The organism is Arthrobacter sp. Z1-15, assembly GCF_054792395.1.
Genome location: NZ_CP096454.1, coordinates 197,111 through 216,225, shown reverse-complemented (window position 1 = coordinate 216,225; position 19,115 = coordinate 197,111). Strand labels below are relative to the sequence as shown.

Below are 19,115 nucleotides of genomic sequence, written 5' to 3'. Positions count from 1 at the left end.
TATGGAAAATTTGCTTCTGGCCAATACACTCTACTTTCGAAGTCCGGAGATACCGGGAACGCAGGATAACTTATGGGGAACAACATGAGTACCAGTCTCTTGTGGCGACACTTGCAGAAAAGGCCAGTTGTACACGTTGATGTATCCAGGAATCCGATCACCAATGATCCGAAAACTCATATCGCCACTTACTCGTTTCCGGGCAGCCCGCCCATCCCTCCATTCTCTTTTACACCGACGTCCTTCAACTACTCCAAGGACATAGTCAAAGACGTGAAGCGGAACCTCCCCCCGGGACACCGCATCGATGAGAACAGACTCCAGGTCAAAGTTTGGCGGAGTAGAGGCGCACTGAGCAGTCCTCGAAGGGAGAAATTTGTTGTCGCGGGACTCCTGTTATTGTTATTGCTCGAAGTTGCCGCCCTGACGGGCGTTGCAATTTGGTTCAACTGGACAGTAAAAGACGAAGATTCTTCGTCGGCTGCCATTGCGACCCTATTATTGAGCGTAGCCGTGAATGGAGCAACAGCAGCAGGGATACTATTTGCCCGCGCTTCCCCGTCTGGTCAACCCTTTGAAACGGGCAAGACGTGGGTATGGCGAACCCTCTTTCCTATCTTGCTACTGCTTATCATTAATCTCTTTGTCTTGACTGTGTACCTTGGCTGGATGGACTTGTTGCCGATTCAATTTGAATGGCTGAAGCATAAGGTAGAAGGTATCCAGATTGTTTTGGGAACGGTCGTTGTAATCTGGACTGTTCTCGCAGCAGCAGGTTCCGGAGCGATAGCCATGGCTCGGTGGACAGCGGTGGAAGAGATTCAGCGCCGTTTTCCCGCTGTGCGTAGCGTCGTAGACGACATTCAGCGGCGCGAGGTGGTGAAGGCCCCTCCAGCGCCTCCACTCCCTTCAACAACGCCAATGCCATAATCGGCCTTTGGCGGGCACAAGGGCGTGGCCGTCGTATGGCGGCGGCCACGTCTTAGTTGCCAGAGCAAGGCGAAAATGGGCATCAACCGGTCCTACCATGACCAACCCGTCGGGCGGCTGCCGTTCAACTTCCTCGTTGTGGTCACTGAAACCGAATCAGGGCTTATCCTTCCTGCACCCGCAAGACTGCAGCCTACAAAGTCGAAGGCCGAATCCATAGGTAACAGCCCAAACGTCACAGGAAGCCCTAACTTGTTTCCGCATGCCGAGGGATGGCACCCACACCACCGCGACGATCGCAGAACTCTTCGAAGTTGCTATGGCTATCGTGTACGTTCAACGCATCTGATCTCCTCCAGCATCGCAGTACAAACAGAGGAACTGGTCCTCCCGGGAAATGGTCTACGCTCCAAGAGCGGAGAGCATTTTCGCTACTGCCCGAGGATACCGAAGCCCGCCCCTTGGACAGCCTAAATCTGGACGTCGTCCTGCTGGCGCACTTCATATGCCTTGCACACCACAATGCATGGTTCCCCGCCGTCGACAGCTAAAATCGACAAGGCCCGTTTGTCCTGTTCCCGGTCCGGAAAGCGCAGAATGTCCTTTATCGAAAACGCGGTGGCCCACTGGGCGGAACTGCAGCGGCTCCAAGCCACACCGGGCTGGAAACTCACCACCGCAAATCCGTGGGTGCTGGCCCTGTTCCGGGAAGCCTTCAGCCGCACCCGGCCGCGGATTCCGCTCGAGGAATTCCACAACATGACCGACGGATTCCTGCGCCAGCTGCGGATCTCCGGAGTGAGCCTGCGCGAGGACTGGACCGGAAAGAACTACGCCGATGACTGGGTGGCCCGCCGCTTCCTGGCCCGCCCCCGCGTCGACGGCCGCTTCGTCTACGAACTTACCGAATCCTCGGTCCGCTACCTCTCCTACCTGGACGGCTTCACCTCGGACAAGACCAGCCTGAACTCCTCCCGGCTGGCCACCCTGCTGGACCGGGTGGAAAACCTGGCCCACGAAACCAACCCGGACCCCGCAGCACGCATCGCGGTGCTGAAAGAGGAAGTTGCCCGCCGCGAGGAGATGATCCGCGCTCTGGAATCCGGCGAGGCTCCGGCCCCGGTCGACGGTGAGACCGCCGTCGAAGCAGCGCAGGACATCCTGGACCTCGCAGCCGCACTGCCGGCGGACTTCAAGCGGATGCGCGACGGACTGGAGAAGATGCTGCACGCCCTGCGCCAGGAAATGGTGGAATCCAACGCCGCCAAAGGCCTGACCATGGGCGAAATCCTCGAGGCGGACCGCAAGCTGCGCAACACCAGCGAAGGCCGCACCTACGAGGGCTTCACCGCCTTCCTTAACGACGCCGAACAGCAGGACCGCTTCCGCGCCGCCATCGCCGAGGTGCTCGAGCGGGACTTCGCCGAGGACATGAGCCCCGAAGACCGGCAAAGCCTGCACCGGCTGATCAGCGACATGCGCGGCCAGGCCACCGAAATCCACCGCATCTACGGCCGACTCTCCGAATCCATGCACACCTACGTGCAGAGCGACGAGTACCGCGAATCGGTCCAGCTGCGCCAGCTGATCCGCACCGCCGAGACCGCCATCCACAAGGCACCACGCAGCAAGCGGCGCACCGCCGTCGTTCCGGCACCCCAGCTCTACGGCGCGGCCTTCGAATCCCTGGGCATGGTGCACCTGTTTAACCCCGAGGACCACGCCCCGCCGCCCAAGCTGCCGGCACCGCCGTCGTTCAGCGAAGCGGACATCCACCGCTCCGCACGCACGCCCAAGGCCAACCGCCGGGCACTGCGCGACGCCGTCACCCGGGCCGCCGGAAAACGCGGCACCGCCACCGTGGGAGAGATCTTCGCCGAACTCGCCCCCGAGGACCGGCACCTGAACAGCATCCGCGCCCTGCTCTCGGCGGCGCTGGAAGCCGGTTCCGCTGACTTCTCCCCCGGCTCCCGCGGCGGCAGCACCCCCGCCGGGCTGGCCGCACAACCCGAATCCGTCACCTTCACCCAGATCGACGGCAGCGAGCGCACCGCGCTGCTGCCCGCCGTCGCCGTCGCGAAAGCCCCCACCCATGAGTGAAACCAGCCTCGATCCGACCAGCACCGCCGGCACCGCCAACCCGGCCGACGACGATCCCTACGCGGACGACTACACCGACACAGCTGCCGAGGAACGGGACGTCCTGGTCGACGGACCCGAACTGTTCCCCGGCGACACCGGAACCCTGCCGCTGAAGCTGCGCCAGGCCCTGATCCGGCTGCTGCGCGGCCCGTACCTTGACGCGACCAGCTCGGACAACGTCTACAACACGGTGGTGGACAACCAGGCCGAACTGCACACCCGGCTCAGCGAGCTGTTCCTGACCCTGGTCATCGACGAGGACCGCAAGGTTGCCCTGCTGCGCCCGGTGGACATGCCCGAACCGCACACCGCAGTGCTGCAGCGCCAGCGCGAAATGACCCGCGAGGAAACCCTGCTGCTGCTGCGCATGCGCCTGCTGCTGGACCGGCACGCCGGCACCGGCAACGACGCCGTGATTGCCCGCAGCGACATCCTGGAAATCATCGAGGGCTACGTCGATCCGGGCCAGCGCGACGCCAAGTCGGTCGAGGACGTGGCCGACGCCGCCATCCGCAAGCTCGTGCAGGAACGCCGACTGCTGCTGCCCACCGAAGTGGAGAACGTCTGGGTCATTTCCGGTGCCCTGCCGCTGGCGCTGCCCTATGAACACATCGGTGACATTGTCACCTTCATGCAGGCCCTGACGGACGCGTCCGGTGAACTGCCCGACCCGGCGCTCCCCGACCCCGCACCGGCCGAACCTACACTGCCCGAACAGGCCACAGCCAACGACGGCGAGGACATCGCGTGAGCATCGAAACCACCCTTCCCATGGGCGACCTGATCAACCCCGGCCAGAACCGGCTCTCCTCCGTGCAGATCGTGAACTGGGGAACGTTCGACGGCGCGCACACCATTTACGTGGACCGCGCCGGAACCCTGCTCACCGGTGACTCCGGCGTGGGCAAGTCCACCATCTTCGACGCGATGCTCCAAGTCATGGACGCCCGGCCGAAAATGAACGAGGCCGCCCAGAACAACGGCGGCAGCCTGGCCGAGGAAAAGCGCACTGCGTTCTCCTACATGCGCGGCCGCCTGGGCACCCAGGGCTCGGGCAACGGAACCGGGCCCGACGACGGCGGCACGGCCGGCGCTGACGGCACCGCCTACCAGCGCCCCGGCGCCACCTGGTCCGCCGTCTGCCTGACCTTCGACAACGGACTGGGCCAGATCACCTCCCTCTCCGTCCTCATGGACCTGCCCGCCAACGGCACCGAACACCACGTGGGCCGCTTCTACGCCGTGCACAACCGGCCGCTGGACATCCGCACTCTGGAAACCGAAATGCGCGGCCGCTTCACCAAGGGCAGCCTCGAGGCGCTGCTGCCCGGCGCCGCCATCTTCGATTCGCACAAGATGTTCGCCGAACGCTTCCGCACCGCCCTGGGTGTGGAGGACGAGAAGGCCTTCGGACTGCTGCGTATCCTGCAGACCGGCAAGGGCCTGGGCGGAACGGTCAATGACTTCTTCCGCACCAACGTGCTGGACACCCCCAAAACACTGGCCGCAGCCGATGAAGCGGTGGAGGACTTCAGCCACCTGCGCAGCATCCGCCGGCAGCTCGAACGGGCCCGTCAGCAGCGCGACCACCTCGCCGACGTTCCGGAGCTGCACCGGCTCTACACCGGCACGGACACCGAGCTGCGGCACAACCGCGCCCTCACCAAGGATGGACTGCCCGCGTACCGGCAGCGCCTGACCCTGGCCAGCCACGAGCGCGACGTCGCCCGGCTCACCGCGCAGGAGGAAGCCGGCGCCCGCGAGCTGTCCGCCGCGGAAACCCGCCGGAACGAGCTGAAGAAGAAGCTGAACGCGCTCACCGCCCGGTACAGCGAAGAAGGCGGCGGCACCATCGCCACGCTCGAACGCGAACTGGCGGCCGCCGTCGTGCAGCTGAACTCCCGCGTCGTACTGGAGGAAACCGCCCGCGGTGAACTGGCCGCCGCCGGCATCGAGGTGGACTTCTCCCCTGCCGGCCTCGCCACCGCCCGCAGCCGCGCCGCCGAGCTGGTGAAGTCCCTGACCCTGGAGGTGGAGGCAGCCCGCGAGCGCAGTTCCGACGCGCACGGGCAGGCCTGGCAGCTCAAGGGGCAGATCGCCAAGCTGGAAAACGACATTGGTTCCTTCCGCCGCCGCACCTCCAACATCCGGCAGGAATCCCTGGACCAGCGCTCAAAGATCTGCGCCGCCACCGGACTGGACGAGGCGGACCTGCCGTTCGCCGCCGAACTGATCGATCTGGAGCCGGAGCAGCAGCAGTGGCGTCCGGCCGCCGAACGCACGCTGCGCTCCCTCGCCACCGCGCTGCTGGTGCCCGGCGAGCACATGCGCGCCGTCACCCGCTACCTCTCCGAAACCAACCTCAACGGATTCCTGCGCTGCATTGACGTCAGCGTGCCCGTGGAGGGACCGTCCGAGCCCGGGCCGCGGGACCTGATCACCAAACTGGTCACGCAGGACTCCGAGATGGGCCGCTGGGTCGCCCGCAAGATCACCGCCCACTACGACTTTGTCTGCGTGGAGGATCCGGACGAGCTCGCCGGGCTCTCCCGCGGCGTGAGCCTGGGCGGCGCGGTCAAGCGCAACTCCTCCACCACCGAGAAGGACGACCGGCACGCCAAGGCCTCGGACAACGTCCTGGGCTTTGACAACAAGGACACCGTCGCCGCCCTCGGCAACGAACTGCTGGCCCTGCGGGACCGCTACACGGAGGCCGACACCCGCTCCCAGGCGCAGGCCCAGACCCAGGCCGAGCTGGTCAGCCGGCTCGCCGCGGTCCGCCGCGTCGCCGCCGACACCCGCACCTGGGAGGAACTCTCCGCCTCCTCGCAGCGCGACGCCGTTGCTGCCGCCACCGACGCCCTCGATTCCGCCCGGGACGCGAACACTGACCTGGAGCAGATCCGCTTCGAACTGGACACCGCCGAGCTGGACCACACGGCGGCGATCGAGAAGATCGGCGTGCTCAAGGGCGATCTGGCCCGCACCCGGGAACAGCTCGCCGCCGCAACCGCCCGCCGGGACACCCTGGCCGCCAAGGCGCTGGGCGCCCTGGATGCATCCCTGCAGGAGGCGCTGGAGGAACTGTTTGCCCCCTTCGGCGAGATCACCGACGTCGTGCGCCTGCAGGAGGCCGCCTCCGAGGTGGAGCGGACCCTGATTACCGAGGGTGCCCGGCTGGAAAAGACGCTGCTGGAAACGAAGAACCGGCTTGAGCGGACCTTTGAGACGTTCACGGACAAGTGGGGCTCGGACTTCGGCACCTCGGTGGATGCCGCCGGCGCCTATGCGGAGCGGTTCGAGAGCATCGTGTCCGAGGGCCTGCCGCAGCACGAAACCGAGTTCCGCGAATACTTCAACAACCGCACCTACGAGCGCTTCAGCGACCTGCTCGCCCTGCTGGACGAGGAACGGCGCAGCATTTCCTCGCGCCTGCTGCCGCTGAACTCGGTGCTGCAGCGGGTGGAATACCACGTGGACAGCCACCTGGAGATCGAGGTCAAAACCACGGTGCCCGACGCCGCGCACAAGTTCCGCACCGAACTGAAGAACGCGCTGCCGATGATGGGGCTGCGGCAGAACAAGGCGGACATGGACGCCCGCTACACCGCACTGGAGAACCTGGTGGACCGGCTGAAGGATCCGGAGGAACGCCGCTGGCGGGCCGAGGTCCTGGATGTGCGCTCCCACGTGACCATCACCTGCACGCACCGCCTCGCCAACGGCCAGGCGTACACCAACCTGCAGGCGTCACTGATGTCCGGCGGCGAGGGCCAGCGGTTCACGGCGTTCATCATGGCCTCCGCGCTGGCCTACCAGCTGGGCATCGTTTCGCAGGGCTTCAGCACCTACGGCACGGTGATGATGGATGAGGCGTTTGTGAAGTCGTCCCTGTCCTTCGCCGAAGCGTCCATCAACGCGCTGCACGAGTTCGGCTTCCAGCTGCTGCTCGCCGCACCCGAGGACAAGGTGGACTTGTCCCGGTTCCTGGGCTCGGTCACCGAGATCCTGCGCGACGACGCCGCCAACCGTTCCGGCGTGCTGGAACGCGAGATGCGGCGCGGCTCCGGCTCGGTGCCGGTGAACATCCTCCTGCGGTAGGCGGTTCTGCGGGCGACGACGACGGCGTGCCCCGGCCGCCGTCGTCGTCTCCCGGCTACCCGCCGATCCGGTCCAGCTCGGCGAGGTCTTCAGCGGAGAGAACCAGGGCGGCGCCGGCGGCGTTTTCACGCAGGTGCGCCGCTGAGGAGGTGCCCGGGATCAGCAGGATATTCGGGGAACGCTGCAGCAGCCAGGCCAGGGCTACGGCCATGGGCGTGAACTCCCGGCGGTTGGCCACGGCCAGGAGCGCCTCGGACTGCAGCGGGGTGAAGCCGCCCAGCGGGAAGAACGGCACGTAGGCGATGCCGTCCTGCGCCAGGGCGTCGATCAGCGCGTCGTCCCGGCGGAAGGCGAGGTTGTACATGTTCTGCACGGAAACGATCGGCCCGATGGCCCGCGCCTCCGCCACCTGCTCCGGCAGCACATTGCTGAGGCCCAGGTGCCGGATCATCCCCTGCTCCTGCAGCTCTACGAGCGTTTCAAAGGCCTCCGCGAGGGACTCCGCCACCGGCCCGCCGCTGTTCCCCATCCGCAGGTTCACGACGTCGAGCGACTGCAACCCCAGAGTCTCCAGGTTCTCCTCCACGGCGCGGCGCAGCTGCTCCGGCGTGCGGGCCTGCGGCCAGCCACCCTGGTCATCGCGAACGGCCCCGACCTTGGTGACAAGATGCAGCGCCTCAGGGTAGGGGTGCAGCGATTCCCGGATAAGCCGGTTGGTGACGCGGGGTCCGTAGGCCTCGGCGGTGTCGATGTGGGTGATGCCCAGGTCCACTGCCGTGCGCAGGACCGCCAGTGCGCCGTCGTAATCCGCGGGCGGACCCATGACCCCGGGACCTGCCAGCTGCATGGCGCCGTAACCGAACCGGGACACGTTGAGGTCGCCGAGGGTCCAGGTACCGCCGGGAAGCGAAGTTGTAAAAGTGTTCATGTCCTGCCCTGTCGTCGCAAAAATACTCGTGGTGCTCCAAGGAGCCGTACTTCACTATGGATAGGTAACTTCCCTTTGGGAAGCAGGCACTTTGAAGTGCCTTAGTTACCCCGAAACGAAGCAGGAGACGCGATGGCCACCCTCACGGCAGCGGAAAAGCGGGCCCGGGAGAAGACCGTCTACAACGCCTTTCTGGCCGCCTGCCCCAGCCGGATGCTGCTGGACCGGATCTCCGACAAGTGGGTCACACTGGTGATCGCTGCCCTGGGGAGCGGGCCGGAGTGCTCCGGCGAGCCGCGGCCGATGCGTTTTTCCGAACTGTCCCGTGTCCTCTCCGGTGTGAGCCAGAAAATGCTCACGCAGACCCTGCGCGCCCTGGAACGGGACGGCCTCATCACGCGGACCGCCACCGCCACGGTGCCCGTGACGGTGTCCTACGAGCTCACCGATCTGGGGATCTCCCTGCACGGGCTGGTGCGGGGCATCAAGTCCTGGGCCGAACTGCACATGGACGATGTCCTCGCCCAGCGTGCCGCCTTCGATGCCGGCGGGGAGTGATCCGGTCTGGGCACCGCTGGTGGCCACCGGTGGCGGGTGGCGGGTATCGGGTGGCGGGTGGCGGGTGGCGGGTAGCGGGTGGCGGCGAACGGTAGCCGTGACTGGCATCGGGGATGGAGACTGGTGGGGTGCTAAAAATCCTTGAGACTTGGCGCCGGCAGCTGATCGGCACCTTCAGCAACAACGCCGCCGAAATCCCGCAGTGGGAACTGGACCTGGCGAAGGGCGACGACACGGGCTATTTCGGCACCGAATCGGCAGTGTGGGCGGTGCACGGGTCCATGACGCCTATCATCGCCGGCATCCGCGCCCTGCTGCTGCAGGCCCTGCACCCCGGCGCCATGGCCGGAGTGCACGACTTCTCTGACTACAAGGAGGATCCGCTGGGCCGGCTCGCCGGCACCATACGCTGGATCTTCACCGTCACGTACGGGGATACGAAGGCGGCCCGCTCCGGATCCGAGTGGGTCCTGCGGCTGCATGAACGCGTGCACGGGACGTACGAGGATGCCGCCGGCGTCGAACGCCCCTACTCGGCAAATGATCCGGAGATCGCCTGCTGGGTACATCTGGCGTTCACCGACGCGTTCCTGAGCTCCCACCAGCGCTTCGGCGGCCCGATTCCCGGCGGAGCGGATGCCTACGTCTCCGAATGGGCGGTGGCCGGCGAGCTGATGCGCATCGACAATCCGCCGCGGTCCGAGGCCGAGCTGCGCGCGCAGATGGCAGCATACGACGGCGAACTGCGGGACAGCGCCTATGTCCGGGAGGCGTTGGGGTTCCTGCGCCGGCCGCCGCTGCCGCGCTCCCAGCTGTTCGGCTACCGGATCCTGTTTGCCGGCGCCGTTGCCTCGCTGGAGCCGCGGCACCGGCAGATGCTGGGGCTGAAGGAACCGCGGCTGGGTCCGTTCCGGATTCCGATGCGGCTGCCGGTAAAGGCCGTGCTCGGCGTCATCCGGCTGGGCCTCGGCCCGCAGGGGCCCAGCGAGCGCTCCGCCCGGGAGCGGATCGAGCGGCTGGCCGCCCACTGACGGCGGTGATTACCCTCCGCTGGACGCGGCACGGCGACGGGCGTTGCGCCGGACACAGGACCGCCGGATGAAAATCACGCCGCGCCCCGCTTCCAGCCCCCGGAACCGGGTGAAACCATTAAAAGGAAAGCCAACTGCACCCAGTGCCCGCTGCGTGCCTCTGCGCACGCTTCGCCACTTCAGGAAAGGGGACTATGCGCAGGGTTCTACCCTCACTGCTCATCGCCGGCCTGCTTGTTAGCGGCGGCGTGGTTTCCTGCGGGACGTCGTCGGACTCCCCTGCACCGGAAACCTCGGCCAGTGTTCCGGCAGCAACCGCCGTCCCGACGGACCGCGTAGATCAGGTGGCTCCCGCGGACGCCAGGGCCATTACCGATCCCGCCGATCCGCAGGCGACGCTGGTGCTCTTCACCGATTACCAGTGCCCGTACTGCGCCATGATGGACACCCTGATCCAGCAGGCCAAGAACGATTACGGAGACCAGATCCGCATCCTCGTCCGCAACTACCCGCTGCCCAAGCACCAGAACGCCGAAACCTCGGCAAGGGCGGTGGAGGCAGCCGCAGAACAGGGTGCGCTGGAAGAGATGGCCGCCGTCGTCTTCGAGCATCAGCAGGACTGGAAGAACCAGGAAGACGTGGAAGACCTCTTTGTCTCCTACGCCGGGGACCTGGGCCTGGATACGGAGCAGTTCCGCGCCGACTACAACTCCGACGCGCTCAAGGAACGGGTGGCCAGGGATCTGCAGGACTCCCAGGACCTCGAATTGCCGGGCACTCCATCACTGGTGCTCGACAACGAGGTGCTGATGCTGGATTCCATGGACTACAGCGCCATCCAGGAACAGTTGGACGCTGCCCTGAACAACTAGAACTCCTCCAGCGGGCAGGGCCGGGCTGGCCGGCGGATTCACGGCCTGAAGGTGTGATTGAAAGCATACTGATAATCAGGGTTCCTTGATAAAGGTTTGCCCCTTTCTTGGGATAAACATGTCTAATGACTATCCGCGCCGCGGCCGACCGGCCCGCCTGGCAGCGCCTTTTCGGCGTTCCCCTGCTTATTTCCCTCGCCTTCAGCGTGGTGATGCTTTTGACCGCCCTGTGGGCGGACCTGCCCATCCGGGATCCGGAAGGTTTCCTGGGTCCCAGCTATGTGCGGCTGCCGCTGATGGTGCTGCTGATGATCGCCGCCGACGTCGTACCGCGCGTCCTGGCCCGGCGACGCAAGCTCGGAGGCCTGAGAGCAGCCGCCTCCGATGTGCTGCGGACACGGTGGTCAGGTCCCCGGCTGGCCGTGGCAGTGGCGGGACTGATCACCTTCTACCTCGCCTACATGTCCTACCGGAATCTCAAGAGCTTCCTGCCTTTCCTGCAGGAGCATCTGACCGACGCCTTGCTGGAGGACTCCGACAAGTGGCTGGCCGGCGGCAGCTACCCCGCCGACGTCCTGCAGGGCCTGCTCGGCACCGGTTTCAGTGCGGAGCTGCTCTCGGGCGTCTACATGATCTTTATGGTCTTTGTTCCCGTGTCCCTCGCCGCAGCTCTGGTCTGGTCCGATAACCTGCAGCGCGGCGCCTGGTACGCCACAGCGCTGTCGTTCAACTGGATCCTCGGCACCGTCAGCTACTACGCCTTGCCGTCCCTGGGCCCGATCTACCACGACGCCGCACCCTTCAGCGACCTTCCCGAAACCGCCGTCTCCGGCCTGCAGGACACCCTGTACGAGAACCGGATCGAGGTGCTGGCGGATCCGTTCGCCACCGACGCCGTCCACGGCATTGCAGCCTTTGCTTCCCTGCACACCTCCATCGTCTTCACTGCCGCACTGGTGGCACACCTGACGCGCCTGCCAAGGGTGGCCCGCTGGATCATGTGGGTCTACGTGGCCCTCACAACCCTGGCCACGGTCTACTTCGGCTGGCACTACGTCCTGGACGTATTCGCAGGCCTGGCCCTCGGCGCCGTGTCGGTGTGGCTGGCCGCCAAGGCCGTGGGCGGCGTCCCGAAATCCCGGGACAGCGGGGCCGCAGGGCGCGTGGAGAAGGAGGCGGCGCCGGACGTCGAACCGGAACTCGCCCCGGCCGCGCGGTAGCTCTTCCGGCGGGAGCAGCCCCGCTGCCGCGACCTGCCGCAGACAAAGAAAAACACCCCGGTCCGAAGACCGGGGTGTTTCTCTTTTGCGGAGGATGGGGGATTTGAACCCCCGAGGGCGTTAACCCAACACGCGTTCCAGGCGTGCGCCATAGGCCGCTAGGCGAATCCTCCAGGCATTGCTCCGTAAGAAGCAGATATAAGACTACCCGATGCAGGGCTATTACAACGAATCGGGAGATTAGGGGACCGTTTCCGCCGGCGCAGCAGCCCTGCTCCCCAACAGCCTAAACAGCAGATTGACGACGACGATGGCAGCCCAGGAGAAGGTGGCGGCCGCCGGGCTGAGAAAGGCGATCGGAATGGAGAGCAGGAATACCGCAGGGGTAACGGCCACACGGGTCCTCGCATATGCCAGAAGCTGGGGATGGACGTCATCCTGGAACAACCCCCGATAGCCGGCATAGATCCACATGGCCGTGTTCGCTACCCCAATGAGCCCCAAGATCACGGCATAGACGACGACGCCGAGCACCTGGTCGCTGTAGAAGGCAATCATGTCTGCGGCGTAGCCGATCAGCGCGACCAAGAGCAGTAGCGTCAGGTTCAACCGCTGCAGCACTACGGTAAAGCCGGACAGCAGCCGGAACAGGCGGTGATGGCTGAGCCAGTAGGCAGCGGTGACCACAAAGGACAGCAGGTAGGCTGCGAATTCCGGGAGCTGCTCGCCGACGGCGCGGCCCAGTTCATCGGCGGGTACCTGCGGCACCTTGATGTCCACGGCCAGCAGGGTCAGGGCAATGGCGAACACTGCATCGCTGAAGAAGGCCGTGCGCTCAACGTCCGGCCCGGAATTGAACCGCTGGTTGAAGGCCTGGTTCATGCTCATGCGGGACACAGGGTCCAGTCTGGTGGACTGCACCTGCCCACGTCACCCCTCCCACCCCGCGAGATGGCAGTAAGTGCTCTTCCCGGCGCTCAGACGTGCAGTTGCTGCCATCTCGAGTGAGAGGAACGGGATGGGAACCAAGCATTGCGGGCTTTGCGGCCGTGCCGGAAGCCCGGGTTGCTTCCAGGTGCCGGCGCTCGTGCTCCCGGCCCGGGTCCATGAAAGCCGTCCGCCGTGAGCAATCACTCCCCCAGCCCCCTCCCTCAACCCCGCCTGCCGGGCCTCCCCTCGAGGGGAAGCAGGGGGTTAAACAGCTGAGGCCCGCACCACACGGTGCGGACCTCAACCTCTCTGCCAGAATTTGTCCGGCGGTGACCTACTCTCCCACATCCTCCCGGATGCAGTACCATCGGCGCTGTGGGTCTTAGCTTCCGGGTTCGGAATGGGACCGGGCGTTTCCCCCACGCTATGACCGCCGTAACCCTTCCACCCGCACCACCCCGGCACTACAAACCCCGGGGTGAGGGGAAAACAATGGTCACAACAAGAAACACACCCCAACCACCAACCCCTAAAGGCCGAACAGTCAGGCATGCATTCCCCATAGGTGAATACATTCTTCATTCTACGGCACCCGCCCCCTGTTAAGAGAGCGATGGTGCCGGTTCCAGGAGTGACAAACCACACGGGTTTGTTATCCGGGAACCACATAGTGGACGCAAGCAGCACATGATCTAACACAACCCTTTATACTTTGGAGGACCGTTTGAAGTCGTGTCCTCCCAGATTGTGGTGTGGTGTAAGTTATCGGCCTATTAGTACCGGTCAGCTTCACGGGTCTTTAGTCCCCGCTTCCACATCCGGCCTATCAACCCAGTGGTCTGGCTGGGGGCCTCTCACACACAAGGTGTATGGAAATCTCATCTCGAAGCGGGCTTCCCGCTTAGATGCTTTCAGCGGTTATCCCATCCGAACGTAGCTAATCAGCGGTGCACTTGGCAGTACAACTGACACACCAGAGGTTCGTCCGTCCCGGTCCTCTCGTACTAAGGACAGCCCTTCTCAAATTTCCTGCGCGCGCAGCGGATAGGGACCGAACTGTCTCACGACGTTCTAAACCCAGCTCGCGTACCGCTTTAATGGGCGAACAGCCCAACCCTTGGGACCTACTCCAGCCCCAGGATGCGACGAGCCGACATCGAGGTGCCAAACCATGCCGTCGATATGGACTCTTGGGCAAGATCAGCCTGTTATCCCCGAGGTACCTTTTATCCGTTGAGCGACGGCCATTCCACAATGTACCGCCGGATCACTAGTCCCGACTTTCGTCCCTGCTCGAGATGTCTCTCTCACAGTCAAGCTCCCTTGTGCACTTACACTCGCCACCTGATTGCCAACCAGGCTGAGGGAACCTTTGGGCGCCTCCGTTACTCTTTAGGAGGCAACCGCCCCAGTTAAACTACCCATCAGGCACTGTCCCTGACCCGGATTACGGGCCGAAGTTAGATATCCAGTATGACCAGAGTGGTATTTCAACGATGACTCCACCCGAACTGGCGTCCGGGTCTCACAGTCTCCCACCTATCCTACACAAGCCACACCGAATATCAATACCAAACTATAGTAAAGGTCTCGGGGTCTTTCCGTCCTGCTGCGCGTAACGAGCATCTTTACTCGTACTGCAATTTCGCCGAGTTTATGGTTGAGACAGCGGGGAAGTCGTTACTCCATTCGTGCAGGTCGGAACTTACCCGACAAGGAATTTCGCTACCTTAGGATGGTTATAGTTACCACCGCCGTTTACTGGGGCTTAAATTCCCAGCTTCGCCCGCAAGGGCTAACCGGTCCTCTTAACCTTCCAGCACCGGGCAGGAGTCAGTCCGTATACATCGTCTTGCGACTTCGCACGGACCTGTGTTTTTAGTAAACAGTCGCTTCCCCCTGGTCTCTGCGGCCCCGATCCCCTCCGGACAGCTAAGTGTCCATCAAGGTTGGGGCCCCCCTTCTCCCGAAGTTACGGGGGCATTTTGCCGAGTTCCTTAACCATAATTCTCTCGATCGCCTTAGTATTCTCTACCTGATCACCTGTGTCGGTTTGGGGTACGGGCGGCTAAAACCTCGCGCCGATGCTTTTCTAGGCAGCATAGGATCACCGGATTCCCACCAAAGTGGGTCCCGTCAGATCTCAGGATCGTCATCAAAGACACAGCAACGGATTTACCTATCGCTGACCCTACATCCTTAGACCAGGACAACCATCGCCCGGCCCGGCTACCTTCCTGCGTCACACCTGTTAATACGCTTACCTCCCGGGATCAGGTCCCGCGCTCCACCAAAAACCGGGTCGCCACAAGGGCGGCCGGTCAGGTATCGGGCGGTTAGTGTCCCCCGTTCAGTATTGGCGGTTTTTCGCCGGTACGGGAATATCAACCCGTTGTCCATCGACTACGCCTGTCGGCCTCGCCTTAGGTCCCGACTTACCCAGGGCAGATTAGCTTGACCCTGGAACCCTTGATCATTCGGCGGACGGGTTTCTCACCCGTCTTTCGCTACTCATGCCTGCATTCTCACTCGTGTAGGCTCCACCGCTGGTTTACACCGCGACTTCACTGCCCACACGACGCTCCCCTACCCATCCAAACGCTTGAACGAAAATGGATAAACCATCCGCTTGGCTAATATTTGAATGCCACAACTTCGGCGGTGTACTTGAGCCCCGCTACATTGTCGGCGCGGAATCACTTGACCAGTGAGCTATTACGCACTCTTTCAAGGATGGCTGCTTCTAAGCCAACCTCCTGGTTGTCTTCGCAACTCCACATCCTTTCCCACTTAGCACACGCTTAGGGGCCTTAGTTGGTGGTCTGGGCTGTTTCCCTCTCGACTATGAAGCTTATCCCCCACAGTCTCACTGCTGCGCTCTCACTTACCGGCATTCGGAGTTTGGCTGACGTCAGTAACCTTGTAGGGCCCATTAGCCATCCAGTAGCTCTACCTCCGGTAAGAAACACGCAACGCTGCACCTAAATGCATTTCGGGGAGAACCAGCTATCACGGAGTTTGATTGGCCTTTCACCCCTACCCACAGCTCATCCCCTCCATTTTCAACTGAAGTGGGTTCGGTCCTCCACGCGCTCTTACACGCGCTTCAACCTGGCCATGGGTAGATCACTCCGCTTCGGGTCTAGATCACGCCACTGCATCGCCCTGTTCAGACTCGCTTTCGCTACGGCTTCCCCTCACGGGTTAACCTCGCGACGTAACACTAACTCGCAGGCTCATTCTTCAAAAGGCACGCTGTCACAAGCACAACACCACAAGTGGCATCGCCCTGCTCCAACGGATTGTAGGCACACGGTTTCAGGTACTGTTTCACTCCCCTCCCGGGGTACTTTTCACCTTTCCCTCACGGTACTTGTCCGCTATCGGTCATCAGGGAGTATTTAGGCTTACCAGGTGGTCCTGGCAGATTCGCACGGGATTTCTCGGGCCCCGTGCTACTTGGGATCCTCTCCAAGCGGCAGCATACATTCCGGTTACGGGGCTAACACCCTCTACGGCCCGGCTTTCAAACCGGTTCACCTATGCACCTGCACTCACTTCACCAATCCGGCAGAACTGGTACGGAAAGTCCCGCAACCCCAGTGATGCAACGCCCGCCGGCTATCACACACCACTGGTTTAGCCTCTTCCGCGTTCGCTCGCCACTACTAACGGAATCACTGTTGTTTTCTCTTCCTGTGGGTACTGAGATGTTTCACTTCCCCACGTTCCCTCCACGCACCCTATGTGTTCAGATGCGGGTCACCCGGTCACTCGCGCGCCGGGCGGGGTTTCCCCATTCGGACATCCTGGGATCAACGCTCGGTTATCAACTCCCCCAGGCTTATCGCAGATTCCTACGTCCTTCTTCGGCTCCTGATGCCAAGGCATCCACCGTGTGCCCTTAAAAACTTGACCACAAAGATCAATAAATATTATCGCTATCGAGAAAACCACGATCTCACCAGGCACCCCGAAGAGCACCCGGATCCACCAGGTTTATCTGAAATTGCACTTAATAATTTTAAGATGCTCGCGTCCACTATGTAGTTCTCAAACAACAACCCCGTCACACCCCGCACCCCCCACGTATTCACCGTGAAAGCCTTAGGTCTGCGCAGGAACAACCAGAAACAACACGAACCCGTGCCACTTCCAACCATAACGATTGTCAGTTCATACGGTCCTGTTGTCTCAGGACCCAACAGTGTGCCAAACGGTAAAACCCGGTACTCGAAACACCGGCAACCCTTTCCAACCGGTCCACCCCCGCAAGCGGGGAAGAAACGGCGTACTCATGCTGCCGGGCTCAACGCCGGGCACCTGCCTATTGATATTCCACCCTTGAGCACCCACCGAAGAACAAACGCCTTCGATATGGGCATCTCCTGCAAAGCACGCATCCCACACTGTGGAAGGACACGCAACCTTGAGGTGCTCCTTAGAAAGGAGGTGATCCAGCCGCACCTTCCGGTACGGCTACCTTGTTACGACTTAGTCCCAATCGCCGGTCCCACCTTCGACGGCTCCCTCCCCACAAGGGGGTTAGGCCACCGGCTTCGGGTGTTACCAACTTTCGTGACTTGACGGGCGGTGTGTACAAGGCCCGGGAACGTATTCACCGCAGCGTTGCTGATCTGCGATTACTAGCGACTCCAACTTCATGAGGTCGAGTTGCAGACCTCAATCCGAACTGAGACCGGCTTTTTGGGATTAGCTCCACCTCACAGTATCGCAACCCTTTGTACCGGCCATTGTAGCATGCGTGAAGCCCAAGACATAAGGGGCATGATGATTTGACGTCGTCCCCACCTTCCTCCGAGTTGACCCCGGCAGTCTCCTATGAGTCCCCGCCATAACGCGCTGGCAACATAGAACGAGGGTTGCGCTCGTTGCGGGACTTAACCCAACATCTCACGACACGAGCTGACGACAACCATGCACCACCTGTAAACCGGCCACAAGTGGGGGACCTGTTTCCAGGCCTTTCCGGTTCATGTCAAGCCTTGGTAAGGTTCTTCGCGTTGCATCGAATTAATCCGCATGCTCCGCCGCTTGTGCGGGCCCCCGTCAATTCCTTTGAGTTTTAGCCTTGCGGCCGTACTCCCCAGGCGGGGCACTTAATGCGTTAGCTACGGCGCGGAAAACGTGGAATGTCCCCCACACCTAGTGCCCAACGTTTACGGCATGGACTACCAGGGTATCTAATCCTGTTCGCTCCCCATGCTTTCGCTCCTCAGCGTCAGTTACAGCCCAGAGACCTGCCTTCGCCATCGGTGTTCCTCCTGATATCTGCGCATTTCACCGCTACACCAGGAATTCCAGTCTCCCCTACTGCACTCTAGTCTGCCCGTACCCACTGCAGACCCGGGGTTGAGCCCCGGGCTTTCACAGCAGACGCGACAAACCGCCTACGAGCTCTTTACGCCCAATAATTCCGGATAACGCTTGCGCCCTACGTATTACCGCGGCTGCTGGCACGTAGTTAGCCGGCGCTTCTTCTGCAGGTACCGTCACTTTCGCTTCTTCCCTGCTGAAAGAGGTTTACAACCCGAAGGCCTTCGTCCCTCACGCGGCGTCGCTGCATCAGGCTTTCGCCCATTGTGCAATATTCCCCACTGCTGCCTCCCGTAGGAGTCTGGGCCGTGTCTCAGTCCCAGTGTGGCCGGTCACCCTCTCAGGCCGGCTACCCGTCGTCGCCTTGGTGGGCCATTACCCCAACCAACTAGCTGATAGGCCGCGAGTCCATCCAAAACCGCATCAAGCTTTCCACGGACCGCCATGCGGTGGTCCGTCGTATCCGGTATTAGACCCGGTTTCCCAGGCTTATCCCGAAGTTAAGGGCAGGTTACTCACGTGTTACTCACCCGTTCGCCACTAATCATTTTGTGCAAGCACAAAAGTCATCGTTCGACTTGCATGTGTTAAGCACGCCGCCAGCGTTCATCCTGAGCCAGGATCAAACTCTCCGTAAATGTGTTACAGACACAGGGCCGGAGCCAAGGAAAATTGGCTGCACGGTCCTGCACTAAATTCGAAACCAGCTAAAAAAGTCCTCCGCGCCCACGGGGTGGGCGGAAGAACCAGTTCAACCAATTAAAATAATTGGTATCAATAAACTTGGCACACTATTGAGTTCTCAAACAACAGATGCATCCGAAATACTCGGAAAAACAATTGATTGTTTTTCTTTTCTCTTCGCTGCAGTGTTTCTTTATTCTATTTCATCCGGACTGTTTTAGCAATTCGGGATAATTCCCGAAACCGCGTCTTTTTCCTCCGGAGGAGCCCGCACAAAAGCCCCGGCTTTCCGCTCCCGGCCCGTGGGGCAGGATGGATCACCAGGATGTTTTTGGTGGGGTTTGGCCGCCCTGCTCGGTAAGTTTTTCAACTCCCGGCCGCG

General features: G+C 62.3%; 10 protein-coding genes, 1 tRNA gene and 3 rRNA genes. 8 read left to right on the top strand and 6 right to left on the bottom strand.

Going from position 1 to position 19,115, the window contains the following annotated elements; translation table 11 throughout:
* The first annotated feature begins 72 nt into the window (after positions 1–72).
* From M1D40_RS01090 to M1D40_RS01075, 4 genes are all read left to right on the top strand, one after another.
* A complete protein-coding gene (locus tag M1D40_RS01090; RefSeq protein ID WP_461169887.1) occupies positions 73–930 on the top strand; it encodes a hypothetical protein in 858 nt (285 codons plus the stop codon).
* Positions 931–1,527: 597 nt separating this feature from the next.
* Positions 1,528–3,030 carry a DUF3375 domain-containing protein gene (locus M1D40_RS01085; protein WP_461169886.1) on the top strand — a complete coding sequence of 501 codons (1,503 nt, stop codon included), beginning with the start codon at positions 1,528–1,530 and terminating at the stop codon, positions 3,028–3,030.
* Complete coding sequence (locus tag M1D40_RS01080; RefSeq protein ID WP_461169885.1) at positions 3,023–3,823, top strand: DUF4194 domain-containing protein; 801 nt, start codon at positions 3,023–3,025, stop codon at positions 3,821–3,823. The genes M1D40_RS01085 and M1D40_RS01080 overlap by 8 nt, the downstream gene beginning before the upstream one ends.
* A complete protein-coding gene (locus M1D40_RS01075; RefSeq protein WP_461169884.1) occupies positions 3,820–7,173 on the top strand; it encodes an ATP-binding protein in 3,354 nt (1,117 codons plus the stop codon). Before M1D40_RS01080 ends, M1D40_RS01075 begins: the two co-directional genes overlap by 4 nt.
* A gap of 55 nt (positions 7,174–7,228) precedes the next feature.
* Here M1D40_RS01075 and M1D40_RS01070 read toward each other — a convergent pair whose 3' ends face one another.
* Positions 7,229–8,101 carry an oxidoreductase gene (locus M1D40_RS01070; RefSeq protein WP_461169883.1) on the bottom strand — a complete coding sequence of 291 codons (873 nt, stop codon included), beginning with the start codon at positions 8,099–8,101 and terminating at the stop codon, positions 7,229–7,231.
* 132 nt (positions 8,102–8,233) lie between these two features.
* On the opposite strand from M1D40_RS01070, the gene M1D40_RS01065 reads away from it, so the two are divergent.
* From M1D40_RS01065 to M1D40_RS01050, 4 genes are all read left to right on the top strand, one after another.
* Positions 8,234–8,659, top strand: coding sequence for a winged helix-turn-helix transcriptional regulator (locus M1D40_RS01065; RefSeq protein WP_461169882.1), 426 nt, complete (start codon positions 8,234–8,236; stop codon positions 8,657–8,659).
* A gap of 128 nt (positions 8,660–8,787) precedes the next feature.
* Positions 8,788–9,690 (top strand): oxygenase MpaB family protein, encoded by a 903-nt coding sequence (locus tag M1D40_RS01060; RefSeq protein ID WP_461169881.1) that lies wholly within the window; start codon positions 8,788–8,790, stop codon positions 9,688–9,690.
* A gap of 194 nt (positions 9,691–9,884) precedes the next feature.
* Entirely contained in the window at positions 9,885–10,562 is a 678-nt protein-coding gene (locus M1D40_RS01055) for a DsbA family protein (protein WP_461169880.1), read from the top strand.
* Positions 10,563–10,687: 125 nt separating this feature from the next.
* Positions 10,688–11,782 carry a phosphatase PAP2 family protein gene (locus tag M1D40_RS01050; protein WP_461169879.1) on the top strand — a complete coding sequence of 365 codons (1,095 nt, stop codon included), beginning with the start codon at positions 10,688–10,690 and terminating at the stop codon, positions 11,780–11,782.
* An 88-nt stretch (positions 11,783–11,870) separates the two neighbouring features.
* Here M1D40_RS01050 and M1D40_RS01045 read toward each other — a convergent pair.
* The 5 genes from M1D40_RS01045 to M1D40_RS01025 form a co-directional block, all read right to left on the bottom strand.
* Positions 11,871–11,955, bottom strand: a tRNA-Ser gene (locus tag M1D40_RS01045).
* Between the two features lie 67 nt (positions 11,956–12,022).
* Complete coding sequence (locus tag M1D40_RS01040) at positions 12,023–12,670, bottom strand: TMEM175 family protein (protein ID WP_341395894.1); 648 nt, start codon at positions 12,668–12,670, stop codon at positions 12,023–12,025.
* 363 nt (positions 12,671–13,033) lie between these two features.
* Positions 13,034–13,150: ribosomal RNA gene (gene rrf, locus M1D40_RS01035) — 5S ribosomal RNA — on the bottom strand.
* Positions 13,151–13,464: 314 nt separating this feature from the next.
* Positions 13,465–16,630: ribosomal RNA gene (locus tag M1D40_RS01030) — 23S ribosomal RNA — on the bottom strand.
* A gap of 527 nt (positions 16,631–17,157) precedes the next feature.
* Positions 17,158–18,687: ribosomal RNA gene (locus M1D40_RS01025) — 16S ribosomal RNA — on the bottom strand.
* The 16S, 23S and 5S rRNA genes sit together here, the layout of an rRNA operon.
* Between the last annotated feature and the right edge of the window lie 428 nt (positions 18,688–19,115).

What these genes read in the sequence shown, in the direction of transcription:
- M1D40_RS01090 (WP_461169887.1), top strand. Translation starts at nt 73, where the DNA reads ATGGGGAACAACATGAGTACCAGTCTCTTGTGGCGACACTTGCAGAAA.
- M1D40_RS01080 (WP_461169885.1), top strand. Translation starts at nt 3,023, where the DNA reads ATGAGTGAAACCAGCCTCGATCCGACCAGCACCGCCGGCACCGCCAAC.
- M1D40_RS01070 (WP_461169883.1), bottom strand. Translation starts at nt 8,101, where the DNA reads ATGAACACTTTTACAACTTCGCTTCCCGGCGGTACCTGGACCCTCGGC.
- M1D40_RS01085 (WP_461169886.1), top strand. Translation starts at nt 1,528, where the DNA reads ATGTCCTTTATCGAAAACGCGGTGGCCCACTGGGCGGAACTGCAGCGG.
- M1D40_RS01040 (WP_341395894.1), bottom strand. Translation starts at nt 12,670, where the DNA reads ATGAGCATGAACCAGGCCTTCAACCAGCGGTTCAATTCCGGGCCGGAC.
- M1D40_RS01065 (WP_461169882.1), top strand. Translation starts at nt 8,234, where the DNA reads ATGGCCACCCTCACGGCAGCGGAAAAGCGGGCCCGGGAGAAGACCGTC.
- M1D40_RS01050 (WP_461169879.1), top strand. Translation starts at nt 10,688, where the DNA reads ATGACTATCCGCGCCGCGGCCGACCGGCCCGCCTGGCAGCGCCTTTTC.
- M1D40_RS01055 (WP_461169880.1), top strand. Translation starts at nt 9,885, where the DNA reads ATGCGCAGGGTTCTACCCTCACTGCTCATCGCCGGCCTGCTTGTTAGC.